Origin of the sequence: Agrobacterium sp. a22-2, assembly GCF_012276985.1 — a bacterium.
GTDB lineage: Bacteria > Pseudomonadota > Alphaproteobacteria > Rhizobiales > Rhizobiaceae > Allorhizobium.
The window spans coordinates 29455-49942 of record NZ_JAAXMM010000003.1 but is presented as its reverse complement, the minus strand read 5'-3'; the positions used below and the strand labels follow the sequence as shown (position 1 = coordinate 49942).

Sequence of the window (20488 nt, the reverse complement as noted above, 5' to 3'; positions counted from 1 at the left end):
CCTCGGAAAACCGATTCGGATGTCGCCGCAGCTTCGACTATTGACCGGCGGCTACCGCGCGCACGGACGATACCAGCTCGTCGCCCCATTCAGCCCCAAACTTCACATAAACGGGATCGACCATGGCACGGAACGGTGTCGTCTCCACGGTCGTTACCGTCACGCCCTTCGACTTGAGGTCTTCAATGACCTTGGCATAGACCTCATCGAGCTGGCCGCGATACCAGGCAGTCGTCTCTTCCACCGCCTTGGTTAGGGCAGCTTGATATTCCGGGCTGAGCGCATCGAAACGCGCCTTGTTCATGAACCAGTAGTTTGGCGTCCAGATATAGTTTGAGACGGACAGGAATTTCGCGCTCTCGTACCATTTCTGATCGGAGAAATCGCGGATTTCCGGTTCCACGCCATCGACCACATGCGATTGCAGCGATGTGTAGACCTCGCCGAAAGGCAGGGACTGCGGCAACGCGCCAAGTTGTTCGATGGTTGCGAGAATGACTGGGTTCGGCGGCGTCCGGAGTTTCAAACCCTTCATATCCTCTGGAGTCGCGATCGATTTGCTGACCGTTGCAAACTGGCGGAAACCGGAATCCAGCGCACCGAGCATCTTGAAGCCGTTGTCGCCACCGGTGTCGAAGACCTTTTTGCCAACCGGACCGTCGAGGAACGTATGCGCTGCCTTCGCATCGGAAAACAGGAAGGGCAAGGTGACGACGTTCAGCTTTGGATCGATCGCATCGGCAACCCCGCCGAGCCCGATATCGATTGAGCCGGACCCGACGCCATCGGCAATCGGCCCCTCGTCTCCCAACTGGCCGTCCGGAAATATCTGAACCGTCAGGCCGTCTTTGGTCTCTGCGGCGAGCTTGTCGGCAAACATGACGACCGCTTCCTGGATGAGGCTCTTCGAGCTTGACGCGTGCGCGAGCCGAAGCGTCTCGGCATTCGCCTGACCGGCGGCAAGCAGCAGGATGCCAGCAATGGCGGACGTGGAAAGGCGGCAGGCGTGAGCCTGTATTGTGTTGAATTTTAACATGTTACCCTCTTTGTCGTTGTTATGACCGGGAGTATGTGCGGCCAGTGTCGAGGGTTCAATCGGTAAAGCCATGCCCTCGATTACAAGGTGTTATGTTTGTATATCAGAACGTTATGATGCGCCGCTTGTCATCCACGCCACGGCTTCTCAGTCTCCGGATTGGGCAATATTTATGCACATAAAGCAATTGACTATAATGCAGCCATAAACTAGCTTCGCCTTTGAAAATGGTAGAAGCTGCCGACGGCAAATGAGCCCCGATACCGCGAGACACGCGGTGCGGGGCTTTTTTTGTTCCGAGCAATAGACGAACGGCCGTATCGAGCGTCTCATGTGGATGGAACCAGGCGATGAAGCCTTGGGATATGACGATGAATGCAAAGGGAAATGAAAAGCCGCAGCATCGGGGGCGCGCGTGATGAAGCGCGAGACTGTGCCGGTTTCCATTCTCTATTCAACGACAGGGGCCTATGCCTCGCTCGGCCAGGAAGCCGTCGCCGGCGCCATGGCCGCAATATCCGAGATCAATGCCGATGGCGGCTTCTCCTTCCGCATGGAACCGAAGATCGACGATCCGGCCGGCCGGGCGGAGCGCTATGCGCTTCTGTGCGAGGCGGCGATCCGCCAGCACGGCTGCCGCCATGTGATCGGCACCATCACCTCCTGGAGCCGCAAGGACGTCCTGCCGGCGATCGAGCGCCACGGTGCGCTCCTCTGGTACGCCTTTCCCTATGAGGGCTATGAGGCGAGCGACAGTGCCATCTATCTCGGCGCCTGCCCGAACCAGCACCTGCTTCCGCTGTTCGACCACGTGCTGCCGCGTTACGGCCGACGTCCCTTCATCGTCGGCTCCAACTACATCTGGGGCTGGGAAATCAGCCGCATCGCCCGCGAGATCACCGAGGCCGCCGGCGGCCAAGTGGTATCGGAGCGGTTCGTTCCCCTAGGTTCCACCGAAGTCGACCATCTGATCGCGGAAATTGCCCAAAAGAGACCCGACTTCATCCTGAGCAACCTGGTCGGAGAGTCAGTGACGGCCTTCCTCGCGGCCTATGATACCCTTCGCAGGGTTATTCCGGATGCGCCGCCGGTCGTGGCCTGCAACCTGTCGGAAACCGAGCTTGAGGGCCTGACATCGTCCGCTCGGGCCGGGCACATGTCCGCCTCTCCCTATTTCAACCGGCTGGACACGGCAGAAAACCGTGATTTCAAGGCCCGCATGGCGCTTCGCCATGGCAGCGACCGCCGCCTGACTACCTCCTTCGTCGCCGCCTACATGAGCGTCTCGATCCTCGCCCGGGCGATCGAGGATGCGGCCACCGACGCACCCGAGGCGATCCGGCGTGTCGTCACCTCACGGCTGTTCGATACGCCGCTCGGGCCGGTCACGGTGGACCCCCGCACCCATCACGCGGCGCTGCGTCCCCACCTGGCCCTATCCAACAGCGATGGCGAGTTCGAGATCTTCCACAGTGCGCCGGCTGCGTTGGCCGCCGATCCCTATCTGGTGCGCTCGCTGGGCCGACCGCTCGGCGGCGGCGGAGCTGACCCGGATCCCGCTACGCCTCTGGCCGGCGCCATGCTGAAGGTGATCAAATGAGCCGCGCTCAGCGCCTTCCCCTCGCCACCTGGCATGCCGTCATCCTGCACCGGGAACACCCTTCCGTGGATGCCCTGAAACGCCAGCTCGAACTGCTTCATATCCGCGTCAGTGTGGTCTGGCCGCAGATCGACGGCGCGGACGCTTCCTGCGACGTCGTCTTTTTCGATGCGGACATGGGCCATGACGGCCAGTTTCCCTGGCCGCGCGGCTTTGCGCCGATGCCGATGATCGCCCTGATCGGATCGGAAGCGCCCGGCCGCGTCGAATGGGCGCTGGCACAGGGCTCCAACGCCCATCTGCTGAAACCCATCGGCTCGACCGGCGCCTACAGCGCGCTGCTGATCGCCTCCCATGCCTACCAGGTCACGCGCAGCCAGGCCGACGATATCAGGGTCCTGGAAGACAGGCTGCGCCAGCGGCCGATCGTCGTGCGCGCCATCCTCAAGCTGTTGCAGCAGGAGCGGCTCGACGAGGCCGGCGCCTGGAAACGGCTGCGCAAGATCGCCATGGACTGGGGCATGACCATCGAGGAGACGGCCGAAGCCATCTGCCGCGACGACCGCCGCACCAGAAACGGCGCCTGAAAGACAATGAGACAGAAAAGGAACATGACGCGTGTCGATCACTGAAGGCTACGCCCCCTACGGCGACTACCAGACTTGGTACCGGATCACCGGAGATCTCGGCTCCGGCAAGCCGCCGCTCATCGTCGCCCATGGCGGTCCGGGCTGCACCCATGATTATGTTGACAGTTTCAAGGACATAGCCGCGACCGGCCGGGCCGTGATCCACTACGACCAGGTCGGCAATGGCAAATCGACCCACCTGCCGGACAAGGGCGGAGACTTCTGGACCGTTGCCTTCTTCAGGACCGAACTGCACAATCTGATCGACCATCTCGGCATTCGCGATGCCTATTGCCTGCTCGGCCAGTCCTGGGGCGGCATGCTGGCCGCCGAGTTTGCCGTAGAACGTCCCGCAGGCCTCAAGGCGCTGATCATCGCCAACTCCCCGGCGGCCATGAAGACCTGGATCGCGGAAGCCAACCGACTGCGCGAGGCCCTGCCTTCAGAAGTCCAGGCCACGCTGCTGCGCCACGAGCAGGCCGGCACCACCGACAGCGCGGAATACATGGAGGCGACCGATGTCTTCAACCAGCGTCATGTCTGCCGCATCGTGCCCATGCCGCCCGAAGTCCAGCGCACCTTCGACGCGATCGCCACCGACCCGACCGTCTATCACACCATGAACGGCCCGAACGAGTTCCACGTCATCGGCACGATGAAGGACTGGTCGATCGTCGGCCGCCTGTCGACCATCGCCGCCCCCACGCTGCTGATCTCCGGTCGCTACGACGAGGCGACGGAGGCCTGCGTGCAGCCTTATGCCGACGAGATCCCGGACGTGCGCTGGCGCATCTTCGAACAGTCGAGCCACATGCCGCATGTCGAGGAGCGTGAGGCCTGCATGGCCGAGGCCGCCGGCTTCCTCGACGACAAGGCACCCTGACCATTCCACAACAAAAAGCCGCCCGGCCAAGGGCGCGATCCACAACCGCGACAAAAACCAGAGGGAAACTGCATCATGACGATATACCTGAAACCCTTCGTCCGCCGCGCCGGTCTGCTTGCCGCCGGCGCCCTGCTTGCGCAGACGGCACTTTCCAGTGCCTCATTCGCCGAGGACCGTGCCGAACTGATGGCCAAGCACCGCGGCGGCACCATGACGCTCGCCGCCGTTTCCGCCGCCGGCACGATCGATCCGATGATCAACTACACTGCCCAGTTCTGGCAGCTCTACCAGATGACCTATGACGGCCTCGTCAAGTTCAAGCAGGCAGGCGGCACGGACGGCTTCGAGATCGTTCCGTCGATCGCCGAGGAAATCCCTGAGCCGACCAATGACGGCAAGACCTATGTCTTCAAGATCCGCAAGGGCATCAAGTTCTCGAACGGCAAGGACGTGACGCCCTCCGACGTCGTCGCCTCCTTCCAGCGCATCTTCAAGGTCAAGGGCCCGACCATGGGCAGCTTCTACAACGGCATCATCGGCGCCGACAAATGCATCGCCGATGCGGCCAGCTGCACGCTCGACGGCGGGGTTGTCGGCGACGATGCCGCCGGCACGGTGACGATCAACCTCGTCGCGCCGGACTCCGAGATCTTCTCGAAGCTCGCCGTCCCGCATGCCTCCATCCTGCCAGCGGATGCGCCCGCCGCCGACGCCGGCACCACGCCCATTCCCGGCACCGGCGCCTATTATTTCGACAGCTACAATCCGACCGAACAGCTGGTCATAAAGCGTAATCCGCATTTCAAGGAATGGAGCGTCGACGCCCAGCCGGATGGTTATGCCGACGAGATCGTCTACAAGTTCGGCCTGACCGAAGAAGCGACGATCAATGCCGTCATCAACGGCCAGATCGACTGGATGTTCGACACGCCGCCGGCCGACCGCCTGCCGGAAATCGGCGCGAAATATGCAAGCCAGATCCATCTCGATCCGCTGGCCGCCTTCTGGTACGCGCCGATGAACACCAATCTGGCGCCGTTCGACAACGTCAAGGTGCGCCAGGCCGTCAACTACGCGCTCGACCGCGACGCGCTCGTTGGGCTGTTCGGCGGCGAAGTTCTCGCCCAGCCGACCTGCCAGATCCTGCCGCCGGACTTCCCCGGCCATGTCGACGACTGCATCTACAGTGCCGAGCCCGGTCCAGAATGGGCCGGCCCCGACATGGACAAGGCCAAGCAACTGGTCGAGGAGTCCGGCACCAAGGGCCAGAAGGTCACCGTGATCGCCGAGGACAACGCCACCTCGCGCGGCATCGGCACCTATATCCAGAGCGTGCTCTCCGAACTCGGCTACGATGCCTTGATGAAGGCCATCTCGCCGAACATCCAGTTCACCTACATCCAGAACACCAGCAACAATGTCCAGATCAGCGTGTCGCAGTGGTACATGGATTATCCCGCAGCCTCGAACTTCCTGAACGTGCTGTTGTCCTGCGCTTCGTTCACACCCGGCACCGACGCCTCGATCAACATCGCCGGCTACTGCAACAAGGATCTCGACGCCAAGATGAAGGAGGCGATGACCCTTGCGCTCACCGATCCCGAGGCGGCCAATGCCAAATGGGCTGAGGTCGACAAGGGCTTCATGGAACAGGCTCCGTTGGCTCCGCTCTTTACGCCGAAGAGCGTGAACTTCGCCTCGGCGCGGCTCGGCAACTACCTGTTCAACAAGCAGAACCGCTGGATCGCCTCCCAGTCCTGGGTGAAGTGAGCTTCGCCTGACACAATCCGGCGGGCGGCGAAGAGTTTTGCCGCCCGCCAGCCCAATGATGCCTATCGGGGAATAGATGACCGACGTTCTACAGATCACCAGCCTCGAGGCGCCAGCCCTTGCCTCTCGCCCGTCCTCGGGCCCGTGGCGGCGCGCCTGGCATATCCTGCAGCGCGACCGCGTGACCCTGGCCGCCGCGGCGGTCCTGCTGCTGATCGTGCTGTCCACGCTTGCAGCCCCCCTCTATGCCAGCTACATCGCCGAGACCGACCCGTTCCGCTCCAATCTCAGCGGCCGCATCATGATCGACGGCAAGCGGGTCAAGGTGATGCAGGCTTCGACCGAGGGCCTTGGTCTCGGCGTCACGCCGATCGGGCCGACCTGGAGCCCGCAATATCTGCTCGGCGCCGACACGCAAGGGCGCGACGTTGCCGCCCGCCTGCTCTATGGCGGCCGCAACTCGCTGTTCATCGCCGCATCGGCGACCCTCATCTGTCTCTGTCTTGCCGCCATCGTCGGCATTTCCGCCGGCTTCTTCGGCGGCTGGGTCGACAACATCCTGTCGCGGATCCTCGATATTCTCTGGGCCTTTCCGGTCTATCTGCTGGCCATCTCGCTCTCGATCGTGCTGATCTCCAACGGCATCGTCATCGGGCCGATCGAGATCGGCGCCGACAGCCTGGCCCTGCCGATCTTCATCATCGGCATCATCTACGTGCCCTATGTGGCGCGCCCGCTGCGCGGTCGGGTGCTGGCGCTCAGGGAAAGCGAATTCGTGCTGGCGGCGCGCGGCTTGGGCATTCCCGCCTGGCGCATCCTGCTGCACGATATCCTGCCCAACGTCGCCACCATGTTGATCGTCTTCGTGCCGCTGATGATGGGGCTCAACATCATCACCGAATCCTCGCTGTCCTTCCTGTCGATCGGCGTGCAGGCGCCGGATGCGAGTTGGGGCACGATCATCCAGGACGGCCAGACCCTGCTCTACACGCGGCCAATCGTGGCGCTGGCGCCTGGCATCGCCATCGTGCTCACCGTGCTGTCACTCAACGTGCTGGGCGACAGCCTGCGTGACGCGCTCGATCCGCGCACCAAACTGGTTTGAGGAGAGGTTCATGATCTTCGCCGTCCTGCAGCGCCTCGGCCAGATGCTTTTCGTCATGTTCGGCATCTCCGCGCTCGTCTTCCTCATCTTCTTTGCCACACCGGGCTCTGACCCCGCCGCTCGCCTTGCCGGCCGCAATGCCTCACCCGAAACCGTCGAAGCCATTCGCCGGGAATTCGGCTTCGACCGCCCGCTGCCGGTGCAATACGGGGTGATGATGACGAAGCTCTTCGTGACGCAGGACCTCACTTCCTTCGTCAATCGTGGCTACCGCGTCGTACCGGCCGTTATTGCCGCCGCTCCGGTGACGCTCTCGCTGGTCGCCGGCGCCGCCGTGCTGTGGATCGTCGGCGGCATTCTCGTCGGCGTGCTGGCGGCGCTGACCCGCGACACGCTGGTCGACCGCGGCCTGATGGCGCTGGCGCTGATCGGCGTCTCCATGCCGGTCTACTGGCTGGGCGAGATGATGAACCTCATGAGCCAGAGCCGTTTCCACGATACCTGGCTGTTTTCATGGGTGCCGGCGCTCGGCTACAAGCCGCTGTTGCAGGACCCCGCCGGCTGGTTCAAGACGCTGATCATTCCGTGGTTCACGCTCGCCGCCCTCTATATCGGCATCTATGGCCGCGTGCTCAGGGCCAATCTGGTGGAGGCCTATCAGGAGGATTTCATCCGCACCGCCCGCGCCAAGGGCTTGTCGCCGGCCCGCGTCATGCTGCGCCATGCCCTGCGCACCTCGCTCATTCCCTTCGTGACCATGTTCGGGCTCGATTTCGGCGTGCTGGTCGGCGGCGCGGCGCTTCTGACGGAAGTCGTCTTCGGCCTCAACGGCGTCGGGCGCCTGACCTATCAGGCACTGCTCAACCTCGACCTGCCGATGATCCTCGGTACCGTGATGTATGCGTCCTTCTTCGTCGTGATCGCCAATGCCCTGGTCGACCTGGTCTATGTGCTGATCGATCCGCGCGTGAGGGGGAACTGAGCGATGAGCCAGAATGAAAAAAAGATCCTCCTCGACGTCAGCGGCCTGTCGGTGTCGTTTGCGACCGACCGCGGCCTGGTCCCGGCCGTGCGCGACGTTTCCTTTCGCGTCCACGGGGGCGAGATCCTCTCGATCGTCGGCGAATCCGGCTCGGGCAAATCCGTGACACTGCTGTCGCTGCTCGGGCTGCACGATACCAAGACCACCCGCGTCGACGGCGCCGTGTCGTTTCGAGGCAAGCCCCTTCTCGACCTGCCGGCCAGCCAGATGCGGGCGATCCGCGGCAGGCAGATCGGGCTTATCTCCCAGGACCCGATGACGGCACTGACCCCGGTCTATACCATCGGCTGGCAGATCGCCGAGCAGATCCGGGCGCACGAAAACGTCTCGGCGCGCATTGCCCGCCGCCGCGCCATCGAATTGCTGGGGGAAGTGGGCCTCTCCAATCCGGGCGAAGCCGTCGACCGCTATCCGCACCAGCTGTCCGGCGGCATGCGCCAGCGCGCCGTCATCGCCATGGCGCTCTCCTGCAACCCGGCTCTTCTCGTCGCCGACGAACCGACCACCGCGCTCGACGTGACCGTGCAGGCGCAGGTGCTCGATCTGCTTCTCCGGCTGCGCAAGGATTTCGGCTCCGCCATCATCCTGATCACCCATGACATGGGCGTGGTGGCGGAAGTCGCCGAGCAGGTGGCAGTGATGTATGCCGGGCGGATCGTCGAGCGTGGCCGCATGGAGGACGTCTTCTCCGCGCCCATGCATCCTTATACCTGGGGGCTGATGGCCTCGATCCCGCCACTGACCGGCCCGCGACTTGCCAAACTCCGGTCGATCCCCGGTATGCCGCCGACGCCGGAGACCATTCCGGACGGTTGCGGCTTCGCGCCGCGTTGCACCTTCGCGCGCCCCGCCTGCGCGGAGCGCCCGCCCCTGCAAAAGTCCGGTGAGCAGGCCGCACTATGCGTCATCGGTGACGACGAGCGTCCCGCCCTTCGGCAATCCGCCCTTCCGCTGGAGCAAACCGCATGAGCGCCGAAACGACCACAAACGCGCCGCTGCTCAAGGCCCGCGGGCTCACCAAGAATTTCACCGTCGGCAAGACCATGCTGCCCCGTTCCGGCCGCGTCCTGCATGCGGTCGATGCCATCGATCTTGACGTCTATCCAGGGGAAACGCTGGGTCTCGTTGGCGAATCCGGCAGCGGCAAGTCGACGCTCGGACGCTGCCTGACCCGCCTCTACGACATCACCTCCGGGGCCCTGTCCTTCGACGGACAGGACATTGCGACTGCCGGCACCGCCGCGCTGAAACCGGTACGCCGCAAGATGCAGATGATCTTCCAGGATCCGTCCGCCTCGCTCAATCCGCGCCGCCGCGTTCGCGACATGCTGGCGGAAGTGCTGCGCGTCCATCGCATCCGCGAAGGTTCGGCTGTCGAGGAACGGCTGGACGAACTCATGGAACTTGTCGGCCTGCGCCGCGAATATCTCGACCGCTACCCGCACGAATTTTCCGGTGGCCAGCGCCAGCGCATCGGCATCGCCCGGGCGCTGGCCGTCGAGCCGAAACTGATCGTCGCCGACGAACCGGTCTCGGCGCTCGACGTTTCGGTCCAGGCACAGGTGGTGAACCTGTTCGGCGAGCTGCGCGACAGGCTGAACCTCACTTATGTTTTCATCGCCCACGATCTGGCCGTGGTCCGCCATGTCTCGACACGGGTGGCGGTCATGTATCTCGGCTCGATCGTCGAGACCGGCGAAACCGAAGCGCTCTACGCCCGGCCGCACCACCCCTATACGCGCGCCCTGCTCTCGGCCATTCCGCAACCGCATCTCCGCGGCAAACGCGAGAGGATCCTGCTGTCCGGCGAAATCCCGAGCCCCTTGTCGCCGCCCTCCGGCTGCAAGTTTTCCACCCGCTGCCCCTATGCGACGGATCTGTGTCGCGAGACGAGGCCGGAATTGACCAGGGTTGCGACCAACCGGCAGGTGGCCTGCCATTTTCCTCTGGACTGACCACCGTCGTCTGGACGGGAGCCTCACCGAGAAAGGACCGCTCCATGTGCGTTGCCTGCACCCACACCATCCACCGCGCCCAAAGTCACTTCGGCTGGAACCGGGCCTTCGATCCGGCGATCGTGGCAAAGTCCGGTGAAACCATCCTGTTCGAATGCCTTGATTCCTCCGGCGGCCAGATCGGTTCCGACGCGACGCTTGAGACGCTCGCAGCGCTCGATTTCGGTCTGATCAACCCGGTGACCGGGCCGGTCTATGTGGAGGGTGCCGAGCCGGGCGATGCGCTGAAGATCACGCTGCGCGCCTTTCATCCCTCAGGGATCGGCTGGACGGCCAATATTCCCGGCTTCGGGCTTCTGGCGGACCAGTTCAAGGATCCGGCACTGCATCTCTGGTCCTATGACGCCGCCTCCATGGCCCCGGCCCTCTATGGCCCGAAAGGCCGCGTGCCGCTCAAGCCCTTCGCCGGCACGATCGGTGTCGCTCCGGCGGAACCGGGCCTGCATTCCGTCGTGCCGCCACGCCGCGTCGGCGGCAACCTGGATATCCGCGACCTGACCAGCGGCGTCACACTCTACCTGCCGGTCGAGGTGGAAGGCGCGCTGCTTTCGATCGGCGACACCCATGCCGCCCAGGGCGACGGTGAGGTCTGCGGCACGGCCATCGAAAGCCGGATGGATGTCGAAGCGACGGTGGAACTTGTCAAGGATGCCCGCCTGCCCGCCCCCCGTTTCACCACGCCCGGACCCGTCACCCGCCATCTCGACGGCGCAGGCTATGAAGTGACGACCGGCATAGGCCCTGATCTGATGACAGCCGCCCGGGAGGCCGTGTCGCGCATGGTCGATCTCCTCTGCGCCGAACACGGACTGAACCCGGTCGACGCCTATATGCTGTGCTCGGTTTGCGCCGATCTCAGGATCAGCGAAATCGTCGACCTGCCGAACTGGGTGGTGAGCTTCTATTTCCCGCGCATCGTCTTCGAATAACCCTGCAATCCATCCGGGCCCGACTCGTCGACAGGCTTGTCGGGATCACGGTTCGAAAGATCATGGGTCTGTCCCTGGGAAGGGTCGCGGACCAGGACGAGCACTCATGATTTGCCCAGACGTGCAGTAGCCGCATTGGAAGCCGTCGCACGCGATGAAGGCTGCCTGAAAAGGCAGGCGTTGATGCGCCGTCCATCGACGAGCACGGTCCAGGCACCGCATTGGCCTCGGTCTCAGCCTTTCTTCGTCCCCGTCAGGTGAAGGCGCTCACGAAGGAGGTGGGGCAGCGTCACAAAGGCTCCCTGAAAATAGAAGGAAGTTGCGTTGGCCGCCCATCGCTAGACAACTTTCCTCGCCATCCCGACCGACCGCGGCGCAGTTTCAGTAAAACCGAACTGTTGATAGAGGCGGTTCGCCGGGACGTCGGCGATCAGACTGACATAGGCGGTCTTCGGCAACTGGGTCTCGATATGGTCGGTCAGGGCAGCCATGATCATCTTGGCAAGCCCTCTACCCTGGTGGGCCGGCATGATCGCGATGTCGGTGATCTGAAAGAAGCAGCCGCCGTCGCCGATGATGCGACCCATGCCGACGACATCGCCGCCGCTCATCAGGCAGACACCAAAGATCGAATTGGGCAACCCCTTTTCGGCCGCCTCCCTCGAAAAGGCGCTAAGGCCCGACAGATGTCGCAGTCGGAGGAAATCTTCGACACTCGGGACGAGGGGTTCGATCCGGTAATCGCCATGCTGGGTCAATGTGATTTCCTCCAAGACAAGGTTTGCAAAATAGGTCTCGTGGCGGTTGATGGATGAGCAATGGCGCCATAAAAAGTCTGTTCGGCCGGCAAACGCGTCAACTGATGCGAGGCGGGGAAGTGAAATTCCTTGGTGATCCGAAATACTACTTCCCCTCCGAGACGGAGAAGCTGGCGGTGACCGCCACCCAGAAGTCCGGATCCTCGTAGTCGGTCGGGTCCGCGACCCCGGCAAGATGAAACGCTTCCCGCCGCTCGACGCAGGTTCCGCAGCGGCCGCAATGGCGCGCACCACCCTTGTAGCACGACCAGGTCTCGGCAAATGGAGTGCCGTTGTTCGCGCCGTCGGTCACAATATCGGCCTTCGATATATGAACGTAAGGCGCGTAGAGCGAAACGCTGGCATAGCCATCGAGAGCCTGGTCCTGCATCGCTTCAAATGCGTCTATGAAGCCGGGGCGGCAGTCGGGATAGATGAAATGATCGCCGCCATGCACGGCGACCCCGACGGCGTCTGCTTTCTGCGCCGCCGCGAGCCCGAAGGCGATGGCCAGCATGATCGCGTTGCGGTTCGGGACAACCGTCACTCTCATCGTCTCCTCGGCATAGTGCCCGTCGGGAATGGCGATATCGTCGGTCAAGGCCGATCCGGTGAGATGAGCGCCGATATTGCTGATGTCGATGATCTGATGGGCGACGCCCAACCGCCTGGCGCAGGCGGCGGCGAAGTCCAGTTCCTTGCGATGCCGCTGTCCGTAATCGAAGGAAAGAAGGCCGACGAGTTGATGTTCCGCTGCCACCTTATGGGCGAGCGAAACAGAGTCCAATCCGCCGGAGCAGATGACGATGATGTTCACGATGTAGTATCCCTTGTTTTGACCGGGTGGGCTGCGACCGGATTACGGGTGCCTTGTAAGACAAAGATGCCCCGTTGTGAAGACAGGACATCACGTGGCGTGAGTTTGCAGGCTCTTGAAAGGGATCTGGACCGGCTTCCTCTGACTAAGGAAGCTAATAGATTGATAAACATATATTTTTAGGAATTTCTACGATTTCGCGACTAGTCGCCTACGTCGACCTGGAACTCACCTGCCTAGCGATATTGATGGAGTGGAAAGTCGCTCCACGCATCGTTGTGCTCTTTGCAATAGCGACTACATGCTCATCGGAGCAACCTGATGCTGGTTCGCCATGGAAAAACTTCCGCGCAATTGGAGCGATAGTCGGCTCAAGCAGCAGTCTCGCCATCGCGCTACAGAAAGCCCCTGTCCCAGCGCCCTCCTCTGCCCCAGAAAGAGAAGCCTTCATTGTAGCGGGTAACAAGCTGTCAGCGGCGCCGGGCGAACTTACGCCATCTAGGCGATGAAACGAGGGGCGGGACGGAAAGTTAGGCAACTGGCATAAGGTGTTCCTTGTGTTGAACACATTATTAATGATAGTCGTCAGCAATATACCAACCCAATGATGATCAACATCATAGATACGGCGCGTCGTCGAAAGGATTCGGACATGCGGATCACCAAGGAAAAGAAGCAGGAAAATCACGACAGGATCGTCGCTATCGCCTCCGAGATGTTTCGCGAACGAGGGTTCGATGGCGTGGGCGTCGCCGACCTGATGGAGGGTGCGGGCCTGACCCATGGTGGATTTTACAATCACTTCGCCTCGAAGGAGGCGCTGATTGCAGAAGCCTCCGCCAAAGGACTTTCCGAAACTTTGGTGCGCTATGCAGGGTATGATTTGGGTGAGATGATCGACGCCTATGTCTCTCGCGCGCATCGCGATGCGCGCGGCCAAGGCTGCACGGCCGCCGCACTGAGCGGGGAAGCGGCGCGGCTGCCGGATGAAACCAGATCCGTTTTCGGCGAGGGTATTGAGGGCCTTGTTGGCGCACTGGAGAGCAATCTTGCTGCAAACCAGCCCGCCAGCGCAAATGCCCGCGCGCAAGCCATCAGCATTCTGGCGCAAGCCGTCGGGGCCATCGTGCTGTCGCGGGCCTGCCCGGACGCCTCGGCCTTGGCAGACGAAATTCTTGATACCTGCCGCGCCGATTGCCGTGCTGCTGTCACGAACGGGCATCAGAAACAATAGAGCCGCAAAAATGCGGCCCCGATCCTTATAATTTCCGATGTTGGGCGGCAAACTTAGTCTGCAACCTTGACCACGACCTTGCCCTTGGCGCGCCCGGTCTCGACATAGGCCAAGGCATCTCCCACCTGGGCAAAGGGGAACACCTTGTCCACGACCGAACGGATCACACCGGAGTCGATCAGCCTGGCGATCTGGGCCAACTGCTGTCCTTCTGCGCGCATGAACAGGAAGGAATACTCGACGCCCCGGCTTTTCGCCTTCTTCAGAACGCCCCGGCTCAGCATTCGCATCACAAAGCGCAGAAACAGGTTCAGCCCCAGAGATCTGGCAAAGGGAACATCCGGTGGGCCGGAGATCGAGATCAATCGGCCACCCGGTTTCAGTACGTTCAGTGACTTGGCCAGCGTCTTGGCATCCTGGCTGTTCAGCACCAGATCATAACCGGACAGTACCTGTTCGAAATCCTGCGTCTTGTAGTCGATCACCACATCGGCGCCGAGGCTTTTGACCAGGTGAATATTCGCCGCACTGGTCGTGGTGGCCACCGTGGCACCAAGGTGCTTGGCAAGCTGGATGGCAAAGGTCCCAACCCCGCCGGAGCCGGCCTGAATGAACACTTTCTGGCCGGGCTTGACCTTGCCCACCTCGACCAAAGCCTGCCAGGCGGTCAATCCGACCAGCGGGATCGATGCGGCTTGCTCCATGGAAAGGCTCGCGGGTTTCAGAGCCACGTCGGCGGCGTCAACCGCGATGAACTCTGCAAAGGTGCCAATCCGGTGATCGCGCGGACGGGCGTAAACCTCATCCCCCGCTTTGAATTGCCGCACATTCGCGCCGACGCGCACAACCGTTCCGGCCAGATCATGGCCTAGAATGAAGGGCGGGCGATAGGGCAGGAACAGCTTGAATTCGCCGTCCCGTACCTTGGAATCCAGAAGGTTGATCGCGGTGGCCTGAATGCGCACGAGAACATCGTTTGCGCCCATCCGGGGCTCGGGCATGTCGGCCAGACGCAGCGCGCCCTTCTTCTTGTATTTGTCGACGACGAAGGCTTTCACGGGCTTTCTCCAGTGTGAAACTTATATCGGGTCAGGCGGCCAAGAAAGCCAAGGCTTTCGGCACAAATTCGGCATGGTATTGGAAGATCCCGCCGTGGCCGGCATCGTCGTAGATCAGCAGTTCAGCACCTGGAATACGCCGGGCCATGTCGCGGCTGTTGGGCGTGGGCACCATGATGTCACTGTCGCCATTGGCCACAAGAACGGGAATACGGATGCGGCCCAGATCCTGCGGCGCCTGACGGCCCCAAGCCTGAATGGCCGTAAGCTGGCGCAAGAAGGCACGGGGTGTCGGACCCTTGTCGCGATTCAGTTTACGCTCCTTCAGTCGCGCCAGGAAGTCCTTGGCTGCGCGGCGACCATTGGCGGTCGAGGTGAAGAACAGATAGGTTTTCGGGTCGCGCAGGGTTAGCATTCCCTTGAGGATCAAGGGCCAGGACACGGCCCCCACCCTTGCAATGCCCGTTCCACCCGCCGGGCCAGTGCCGGTCAAGATCAGCTTGCGCACCAGATCGGGGGCTTTCAGTGTGATATCCTGCGCCACAAAGCCGCCCAGCGAAAAGCCCATCAGATCAACGGTTTTAAAGCCCAGAGCGCCGATCATATCAATCGCATCGCGGGCCATCTCGTCAATGGTCACCGGGGCCGACCCGCCGGAAAGGCCGATCCCCCGGTAGTCTATCGCGATCACGTGATGTGAGGCTGCAAGCCCATCGACAATCCGCGGGTCGAAATTGTCCAGGACCGCCCCCCAGTGATTCAGCAGCACTAATGGAACGCCACCGCGCGGACCAAGCTCCCGATAAGCAAGTCGAATTTTCCCGACGGTGATGAAACGGTTGGGGGCGTCGCTGTAACGGTATACTGATGCCGCCGATTGGGATGTATCTATCATGGTGGTCCTACTTTGCCCGCGATCGGGCCTCTAACGGGAGCCGGCGATCTCAGGCGATGTTGAATTGCTTGCGCAAGATGCGGTCGAACAGCGCGCGCGGGAGAAACCGTCGGGCAAAAGAGGTCTGCCGAGCCGCCTTGCCCGAGGGGTAGCGCAGCCGCGGCACCTTGGCCTGCGCTGCCGTAAGAATCGTAGCCGCAACATCGTCCGCCGTGTCACCAGCCGCCATGGCTGCGTCAAACGCGGCCTGGTACCTGGCGAATGTCTGACGATAGGCCGCAATGGGACGATCCCCTTGCGGAGAGTTGGCTTCGATTGAAGTTTTGGTTGCCCAAGGTTCGATCACGGCAACCCGGACGCCGAACTGCCGCACCTCATGGTCCAGCGATTCCGAATAGCCTTCGATCGCATGCTTGCTCGCCGTGTAATAGGCGCCGAAAGGACCCGGAATCAGGCCCACGACAGAGCCAATGTTCAGGATCCTGCCGTAGCCCTGCTGGCGCATAATGGGCAGAACTGCATTCGTCACGCGAACCACGCCCAGAAAGTTGGTCTCAAACAGCGAACGAACCTGGTCCACCGAGCTTTCTTCGGCCGCCCCGGACAAAGCGTAGCCGGCATTGTTGATCAGAAGATCGATATGACCAAGTTCAGCATGGGCCAGCGCCACAGCCTCAGCCACAGACGCATCAGACGTTACATCGCAAGCGATCATGCGGATGCCATCGCGCAGCTCGTCCGGCACCGCCTTCCGGCTGGTGCCAATCACTTTGTAGCCCGCGCGGGCCAGCGCCAAGGCGGTCGCCTTGCCGATCCCACTGGACGCCCCGGTCACAAAGGCGGACTTCTGTCCTTTAGTAGCAAACGTCGCCATAGCGTCTTTCTCTGTTTGTTGAATCGCCAGGCGTTGGCGTCAAGGCATTTGATCGGAGATCTGAATTTATAATGACGATAATCATCATTGTTTATTTTAGATGATGCATATCATTATTAAAGTCAAGCATGACTTCTGGCTGAAGAGAAAAATGGCGGACTTCTTGGTTAATGCGGTTCTGTCCCGTGGGAAATGCGGCGCAGATTGCCTTGATACGGTATGGAGATCTCACGACTTCTGGGGGCAGCGTCGTGTCAATGGCAGCGTGGCGCGCAACCTGCACCACGTCTTCATCCAGCAGTTTTCAGATGGCACCGCCGCGTCCATAGGTCCGCAGCGTCGGCGCTGTTGACCAGTGCAAGCACAATCGGCCCACTTGCTCTCGCCGGCCGGGCGCGGACACCCCGTCGCTGGCGGTTGCCGCCGACAGTCGCATAGGAAGCGTCAATCCGGTCTCTCGGGGGGTAAGGACCTTGGCCACCGCCAAGGCAAGCCGCTCGGTATCGAGATCGGCGACAAGGATCGCGATCACCAGGGTCCAGGGCGGTGAAGGGAGCCGCGGATCCAGATCGAGGCGCCGGCTGTGGGGGGCCGCAGCGAAAAGCGGCCCCAAAAGTAATCAGCGTCCGGAAGCGGCGGCGAGCGTCGGATAATCGGTATAGCCCGCAGCGCCACCGCCGTAGAGGGTGGCAGGATCGATCTGCGTCAGAGGCGCCCCACTTTGCAGTCGTTCCACCAAGTCCGGATTGGCGATGAACGGTCGACCGAAGGCAAACAGATCCGCCTTGTCATCCGCGAGCTGCGATGTCGCCAGTTCGAGGTCATAGCCATTGTTGGCGATATAGGTCTTGCTGAAGCGACGACGCAGCGAGCCGAAGTCGAATGGCGCGACATCGCGCGGCCCGCCGGTGGCGCCCTCGACGACATGAATGTAAACGATGCCAAGGGCTTCGAGTTGATCGACGATATAGTCGAACTGCGCCTGGGGATCACTGCTGGAAATGCCGTTGGCGGGCGAGACCGGCGAGATCCGGATGCCGGTGCGCTCGGCGCCGATTTCCTCGACAACCGCGGCCGTGACCTCCAGCATCAGGCGCGCACGGTTTTCGACAGAGCCACCATAGGCGTCTGTGCGAACATTGGCGCCGTCCTTGGCGAACTGGTCGAGCAGATAGCCGTTGGCCCCGTGGACCTCTACGCCGTCGAAACCAGCCTCAATGGCGTTCGCTGCCGCTTGCCGGAAGTCGTTGACGATACCCGCAAGCTCGTCGATCTCAAGGGCACGGGGTTGCGAAACGTCCACGAAGGCGTTGTTGACGAAGGTCTTGGTCTCGGCCCGGATCGCCGAGGGTGCGACCGGTGCTGCGCCGTTTGGCTGGAGGTCGACGTGACTGATGCGACCAACATGCCAAAGTTGCAGGAAGATGTGACCGCCCTTCTCGTGCACCGCACTGGTGACTTTGCGCCAGCCCTCGATCTGCGCCTGGGTGTAAATGCCGGGTGTGTCCTGGTAACCCTGCCCCTGCTGCGAGATCTGCGTGGCCTCTGAAATGATCAGCCCGGCCGACGCGCGCTGGCCGTAATATTCAGCCGTCAGGTCCCCTGCGACAAAGCCTGGACCCGCGCGATTGCGCGTCAGGGGCGCCATGACGATCCGGTTGGCAAGGGTCAGGGAGCCGAGAGTATAGGGCTCGAAAAGCGTCTTGTTGGTCATGATTTACCTATAGTGTTTCCGCCGCAGCGGTATCTGTCCGGTTGATTGGTTGATGCACTCAAGCGAACGTGCGGTACCGTTCGGCAGGAAGCGCGTTGCCGAAGTTGGCCATCATGGTCTTGCGCGCAGTCTCAAAGGCGTCCCACTGACCGGCATCGGGAAGCGGTGGGATGGTCACCGGCTCGCGGCGGTCGAAGCCGACCAGCGCCGCATCCACCAGGTCGCCAACCTCCATGACGTTGTTCAATGCATTGACGTCGGCGCCGACATGTTCCCAGATTTCGGTTCGGGTCGTCGCGGGAAGAACGGCCTGGACGTAGACGCCCTTCGGTCCAAGCTCGAGGCTGAGCCCTTGAGACAGGAACAGCACAAAGGCCTTGGTTGCGCCGTAGACCGTCATGCCGAACTCCGGTGCCAGGCCGACCACGGAGCCGATGTTGACGATTGCCCCCTCGCCTGTCTTGGCAAGTCGCGGAGCAATGGCGCTGGCAAGCCGGACGAGTGCGGTCGTGTTGAGCGCAACAAGTCGGGCCATGTCGTCGGTGCTCTGCTCGACGAACGTTCCACCGATGGCCGTCCCGGCATTGTTGACCAGGATGCCGATGCGGGCATCGTCGCGCAATCTGGTCTCGACCCTGGCAAGATCGGCCGCTTGCGTGAGATCCGCCGGAATGATGTCGATCACCACGCCGGTTTCCTGACGCAGACGGCCTGCCACAGCCTCCATTCGCGCCACGTCGCGCGCGACCAGCACGAGGTCATGGCCGCGCCGCGCAAACCGATCGGCATAGGTTGCACCAATGCCGGTGGAGGCGCCGGTGATGAGGACCGTAGGAATTGTACTCATGGGATTGCTCTTTTCTGTCAAGGAACCTATATTCATGATCATCATCATGAATAGATTTAAATATGATGGTCATCATGTAAATGTCAACGGCGATGGCGGAGAATTGTAAAAATGAAGGTCAGCCGAGAACAGATGGCGGAAAACAGGCGCCGGATTCTGGACGTTGCCAGCCGGCTGTTTCGCGACAAGGGGTTCGACGCCGTCAGCGTAGCGGAGGTCATGAAGGCCGCGGGCCTCACCCATGGCGGCTTTTATGGGCATTTCAGTTCAAAGGACGATCTGGTCGCACAGACACTCGTCCATGCCCTAGCAGCGGATACCGTCGGAGAAAATGACTTCCGCGCCTATGTCGGATCCTATCTGTCGCCTCGCCATCGCGACAATGCCGCCGGTGGTTGCCCCACGGCAGGTCTTGCCGCGGCCATTCGCCACCAGACACCGGCAGCCCGCACGGCCATGTCGCAAGGCCTTCGCGCGCAAATCCTCCGGATCGAGAAGGCGCTCCCGGAGCTGGATGCCGAAGACCGGCGGCGCACAGCGATCGGAAGCTGGGCAGCGATGGTCGGGGCGGTCATCCTCGCCCGGGCGATCGGCGATCCCGAACTGGCGGACGAGGTTCTGGAGCAGACGCGCGCGTGGATCGACCACAGCGTCGGCTAGATCGCGAGGGTGGGCGTGCGCGTATCAAGAGCGCCTCAACTTGACGCCGCGTCCAAGATTGTCTCTCTAAGCTCTTGAAAAAAACCTGAAGCCGTTGGCGGCAGGAAAAGTCAAACCCTACCGACTTCGAAACAAGGGAGCGTAGGGGAAGCTGTTCCACCATCAAACAACGCCTTGCGGACCTCGACGCCGTATAGGCGCGTCAGGGGCACCGTAGCGTTAACCGGCGCCCGGGCATGTCAGGGAGGAATTTGTGACGCTCGGCGCCAGGATGGACAACCCAACCGAGGAAATCTTGCGCCACGAAGCTCTAAAAGTTGAAATGGCAAGCCGGCTGTTGCCGGCCGCCGCAGAGCAGATTTACAGCGCGTCCGTTGTCGCTTTGGATATCAAATAACAATCGGCGCCTCGCTCAGATATGGACAGACAGGTCCTCACTCCGGTCATGAAGCGAACCAGAGGTTCGTTATCGCTTGCGCCGGAATGCAAGCGAGGCATGATCTCGGCTACAGCCAATCCTCTGTCTCATTTACATGGAACGGTCCTGACGAGATGGACGAAGTCACGAGAGATGGCCATG

General features: G+C 61.8%; 21 protein-coding genes and 1 pseudogene. 13 read left to right on the top strand and 9 right to left on the bottom strand.

The features are described from left to right. Positions 1 to 37: 37 nt before the first annotated feature. A complete protein-coding gene (locus tag HFC70_RS05690) occupies positions 38 to 1036 on the bottom strand; it encodes a TRAP transporter substrate-binding protein (protein ID WP_168472255.1) in 999 nt (332 codons plus the stop codon). 418 nt (positions 1037 to 1454) lie between these two features. On the opposite strand from HFC70_RS05690, the gene HFC70_RS05685 reads away from it, so the two are divergent. The 9 genes from HFC70_RS05685 to HFC70_RS05645 all read left to right on the top strand — a co-directional run bounded on the left by HFC70_RS05685 (position 1455) and on the right by HFC70_RS05645 (position 11012). After that, a complete protein-coding gene (locus HFC70_RS05685; RefSeq protein WP_168472254.1) occupies positions 1455 to 2636 on the top strand; it encodes a transporter substrate-binding domain-containing protein in 1182 nt (393 codons plus the stop codon). Then, positions 2633 to 3223 carry an ANTAR domain-containing response regulator gene (locus HFC70_RS05680; RefSeq protein WP_168472253.1) on the top strand — a complete coding sequence of 197 codons (591 nt, stop codon included), beginning with the start codon at positions 2633 to 2635 and terminating at the stop codon, positions 3221 to 3223. The genes HFC70_RS05685 and HFC70_RS05680 overlap by 4 nt, the downstream gene beginning before the upstream one ends. Before the next feature lie 31 nt (positions 3224 to 3254). Then, positions 3255 to 4148 carry a proline iminopeptidase-family hydrolase gene (locus HFC70_RS05675; protein ID WP_168472252.1) on the top strand — a complete coding sequence of 298 codons (894 nt, stop codon included), beginning with the start codon at positions 3255 to 3257 and terminating at the stop codon, positions 4146 to 4148. Between the two features lie 75 nt (positions 4149 to 4223). Further along, positions 4224 to 5921, top strand: a complete 1698-nt coding sequence (locus HFC70_RS05670; RefSeq protein WP_168472251.1) for an ABC transporter substrate-binding protein — start codon at positions 4224 to 4226, stop codon at positions 5919 to 5921. A gap of 76 nt (positions 5922 to 5997) precedes the next feature. After that, the gene (locus HFC70_RS05665) at positions 5998 to 7026 is read left to right on the top strand and encodes an ABC transporter permease (RefSeq protein ID WP_168472250.1); all 1029 of its coding nucleotides are present in this window, start codon (positions 5998 to 6000) and stop codon (positions 7024 to 7026) included. Positions 7027 to 7036: 10 nt separating this feature from the next. After that, complete coding sequence (locus HFC70_RS05660) at positions 7037 to 8008, top strand: ABC transporter permease (protein WP_168472249.1); 972 nt, start codon at positions 7037 to 7039, stop codon at positions 8006 to 8008. Positions 8009 to 8011: 3 nt separating this feature from the next. Beyond that, positions 8012 to 9037, top strand: a complete 1026-nt coding sequence (locus tag HFC70_RS05655) for an ABC transporter ATP-binding protein (protein ID WP_168472248.1) — start codon at positions 8012 to 8014, stop codon at positions 9035 to 9037. Beyond that, a complete protein-coding gene (locus HFC70_RS05650; protein ID WP_210259151.1) occupies positions 9034 to 10023 on the top strand; it encodes an ABC transporter ATP-binding protein in 990 nt (329 codons plus the stop codon). Before HFC70_RS05655 ends, HFC70_RS05650 begins: the two co-directional genes overlap by 4 nt. A gap of 44 nt (positions 10024 to 10067) precedes the next feature. Then, positions 10068 to 11012 (top strand): acetamidase/formamidase family protein, encoded by a 945-nt coding sequence (locus tag HFC70_RS05645; RefSeq protein ID WP_168472247.1) that lies wholly within the window; start codon positions 10068 to 10070, stop codon positions 11010 to 11012. Between the two features lie 99 nt (positions 11013 to 11111). Here HFC70_RS05645 and HFC70_RS05640 read toward each other — a convergent pair. The 3 genes and pseudogenes from HFC70_RS05640 to queC all read right to left on the bottom strand — a co-directional run. After that, positions 11112 to 11358 (bottom strand): annotated as a pseudogene (locus HFC70_RS05640) ((2Fe-2S)-binding protein); the annotation flags it as partial. Next, the gene (locus HFC70_RS05635; protein ID WP_168472246.1) at positions 11351 to 11770 is read right to left on the bottom strand and encodes a GNAT family N-acetyltransferase; all 420 of its coding nucleotides are present in this window, start codon (positions 11768 to 11770) and stop codon (positions 11351 to 11353) included. The pseudogene HFC70_RS05640 and the gene HFC70_RS05635, both read right to left, overlap by 8 nt. Positions 11771 to 11915: 145 nt before the next feature. Further along, a complete protein-coding gene (gene queC, locus HFC70_RS05630) occupies positions 11916 to 12626 on the bottom strand; it encodes a 7-cyano-7-deazaguanine synthase QueC (RefSeq protein ID WP_168472245.1) in 711 nt (236 codons plus the stop codon). 652 nt (positions 12627 to 13278) lie between these two features. On the opposite strand from queC, the gene HFC70_RS05625 reads away from it, so the two are divergent. Continuing rightward, positions 13279 to 13860: a TetR/AcrR family transcriptional regulator gene (locus tag HFC70_RS05625; protein WP_168472244.1), complete on the top strand. Its 582-nt coding sequence runs from the start codon at positions 13279 to 13281 to the stop codon at positions 13858 to 13860. Between the two features lie 53 nt (positions 13861 to 13913). Here HFC70_RS05625 and HFC70_RS05620 read toward each other — a convergent pair whose 3' ends face one another. From HFC70_RS05620 to HFC70_RS05610, 3 genes are read right to left on the bottom strand one after another with little or no spacing between them, the layout of a single operon-like run. Beyond that, on the bottom strand, positions 13914 to 14918 hold the full coding sequence (locus HFC70_RS05620; protein ID WP_168472243.1) for an NADP-dependent oxidoreductase: 1005 nt from the start codon (positions 14916 to 14918) through the stop codon (positions 13914 to 13916). A gap of 31 nt (positions 14919 to 14949) precedes the next feature. Next, the gene (locus HFC70_RS05615) at positions 14950 to 15813 is read right to left on the bottom strand and encodes an alpha/beta fold hydrolase (protein WP_168472242.1); all 864 of its coding nucleotides are present in this window, start codon (positions 15811 to 15813) and stop codon (positions 14950 to 14952) included. Positions 15814 to 15862: 49 nt separating this feature from the next. After that, on the bottom strand, positions 15863 to 16687 hold the full coding sequence (locus HFC70_RS05610; protein WP_168472241.1) for an oxidoreductase: 825 nt from the start codon (positions 16685 to 16687) through the stop codon (positions 15863 to 15865). A 100-nt stretch (positions 16688 to 16787) separates the two neighbouring features. Here HFC70_RS05610 and HFC70_RS05605 point away from each other — a divergent pair, with 100 nt between their 5' ends. Further along, complete coding sequence (locus HFC70_RS05605) at positions 16788 to 17039, top strand: hypothetical protein (protein WP_168472240.1); 252 nt, start codon at positions 16788 to 16790, stop codon at positions 17037 to 17039. Between the two features lie 267 nt (positions 17040 to 17306). Here HFC70_RS05605 and HFC70_RS05600 read toward each other — a convergent pair whose 3' ends face one another. Next, on the bottom strand, positions 17307 to 18401 hold the full coding sequence (locus tag HFC70_RS05600; protein ID WP_168472239.1) for an alkene reductase: 1095 nt from the start codon (positions 18399 to 18401) through the stop codon (positions 17307 to 17309). Positions 18402 to 18459: 58 nt separating this feature from the next. Continuing rightward, positions 18460 to 19248 carry an SDR family oxidoreductase gene (locus HFC70_RS05595; RefSeq protein ID WP_210259150.1) on the bottom strand — a complete coding sequence of 263 codons (789 nt, stop codon included), beginning with the start codon at positions 19246 to 19248 and terminating at the stop codon, positions 18460 to 18462. A gap of 111 nt (positions 19249 to 19359) precedes the next feature. On the opposite strand from HFC70_RS05595, the gene HFC70_RS05590 reads away from it, so the two are divergent. Further along, positions 19360 to 19908: a TetR/AcrR family transcriptional regulator gene (locus tag HFC70_RS05590; protein ID WP_168472237.1), complete on the top strand. Its 549-nt coding sequence runs from the start codon at positions 19360 to 19362 to the stop codon at positions 19906 to 19908. A 253-nt stretch (positions 19909 to 20161) separates the two neighbouring features. Continuing rightward, positions 20162 to 20305, top strand: a complete 144-nt coding sequence (locus HFC70_RS05585; protein WP_168472236.1) for a hypothetical protein — start codon at positions 20162 to 20164, stop codon at positions 20303 to 20305. Positions 20306 to 20488 lie beyond the last annotated feature (183 nt).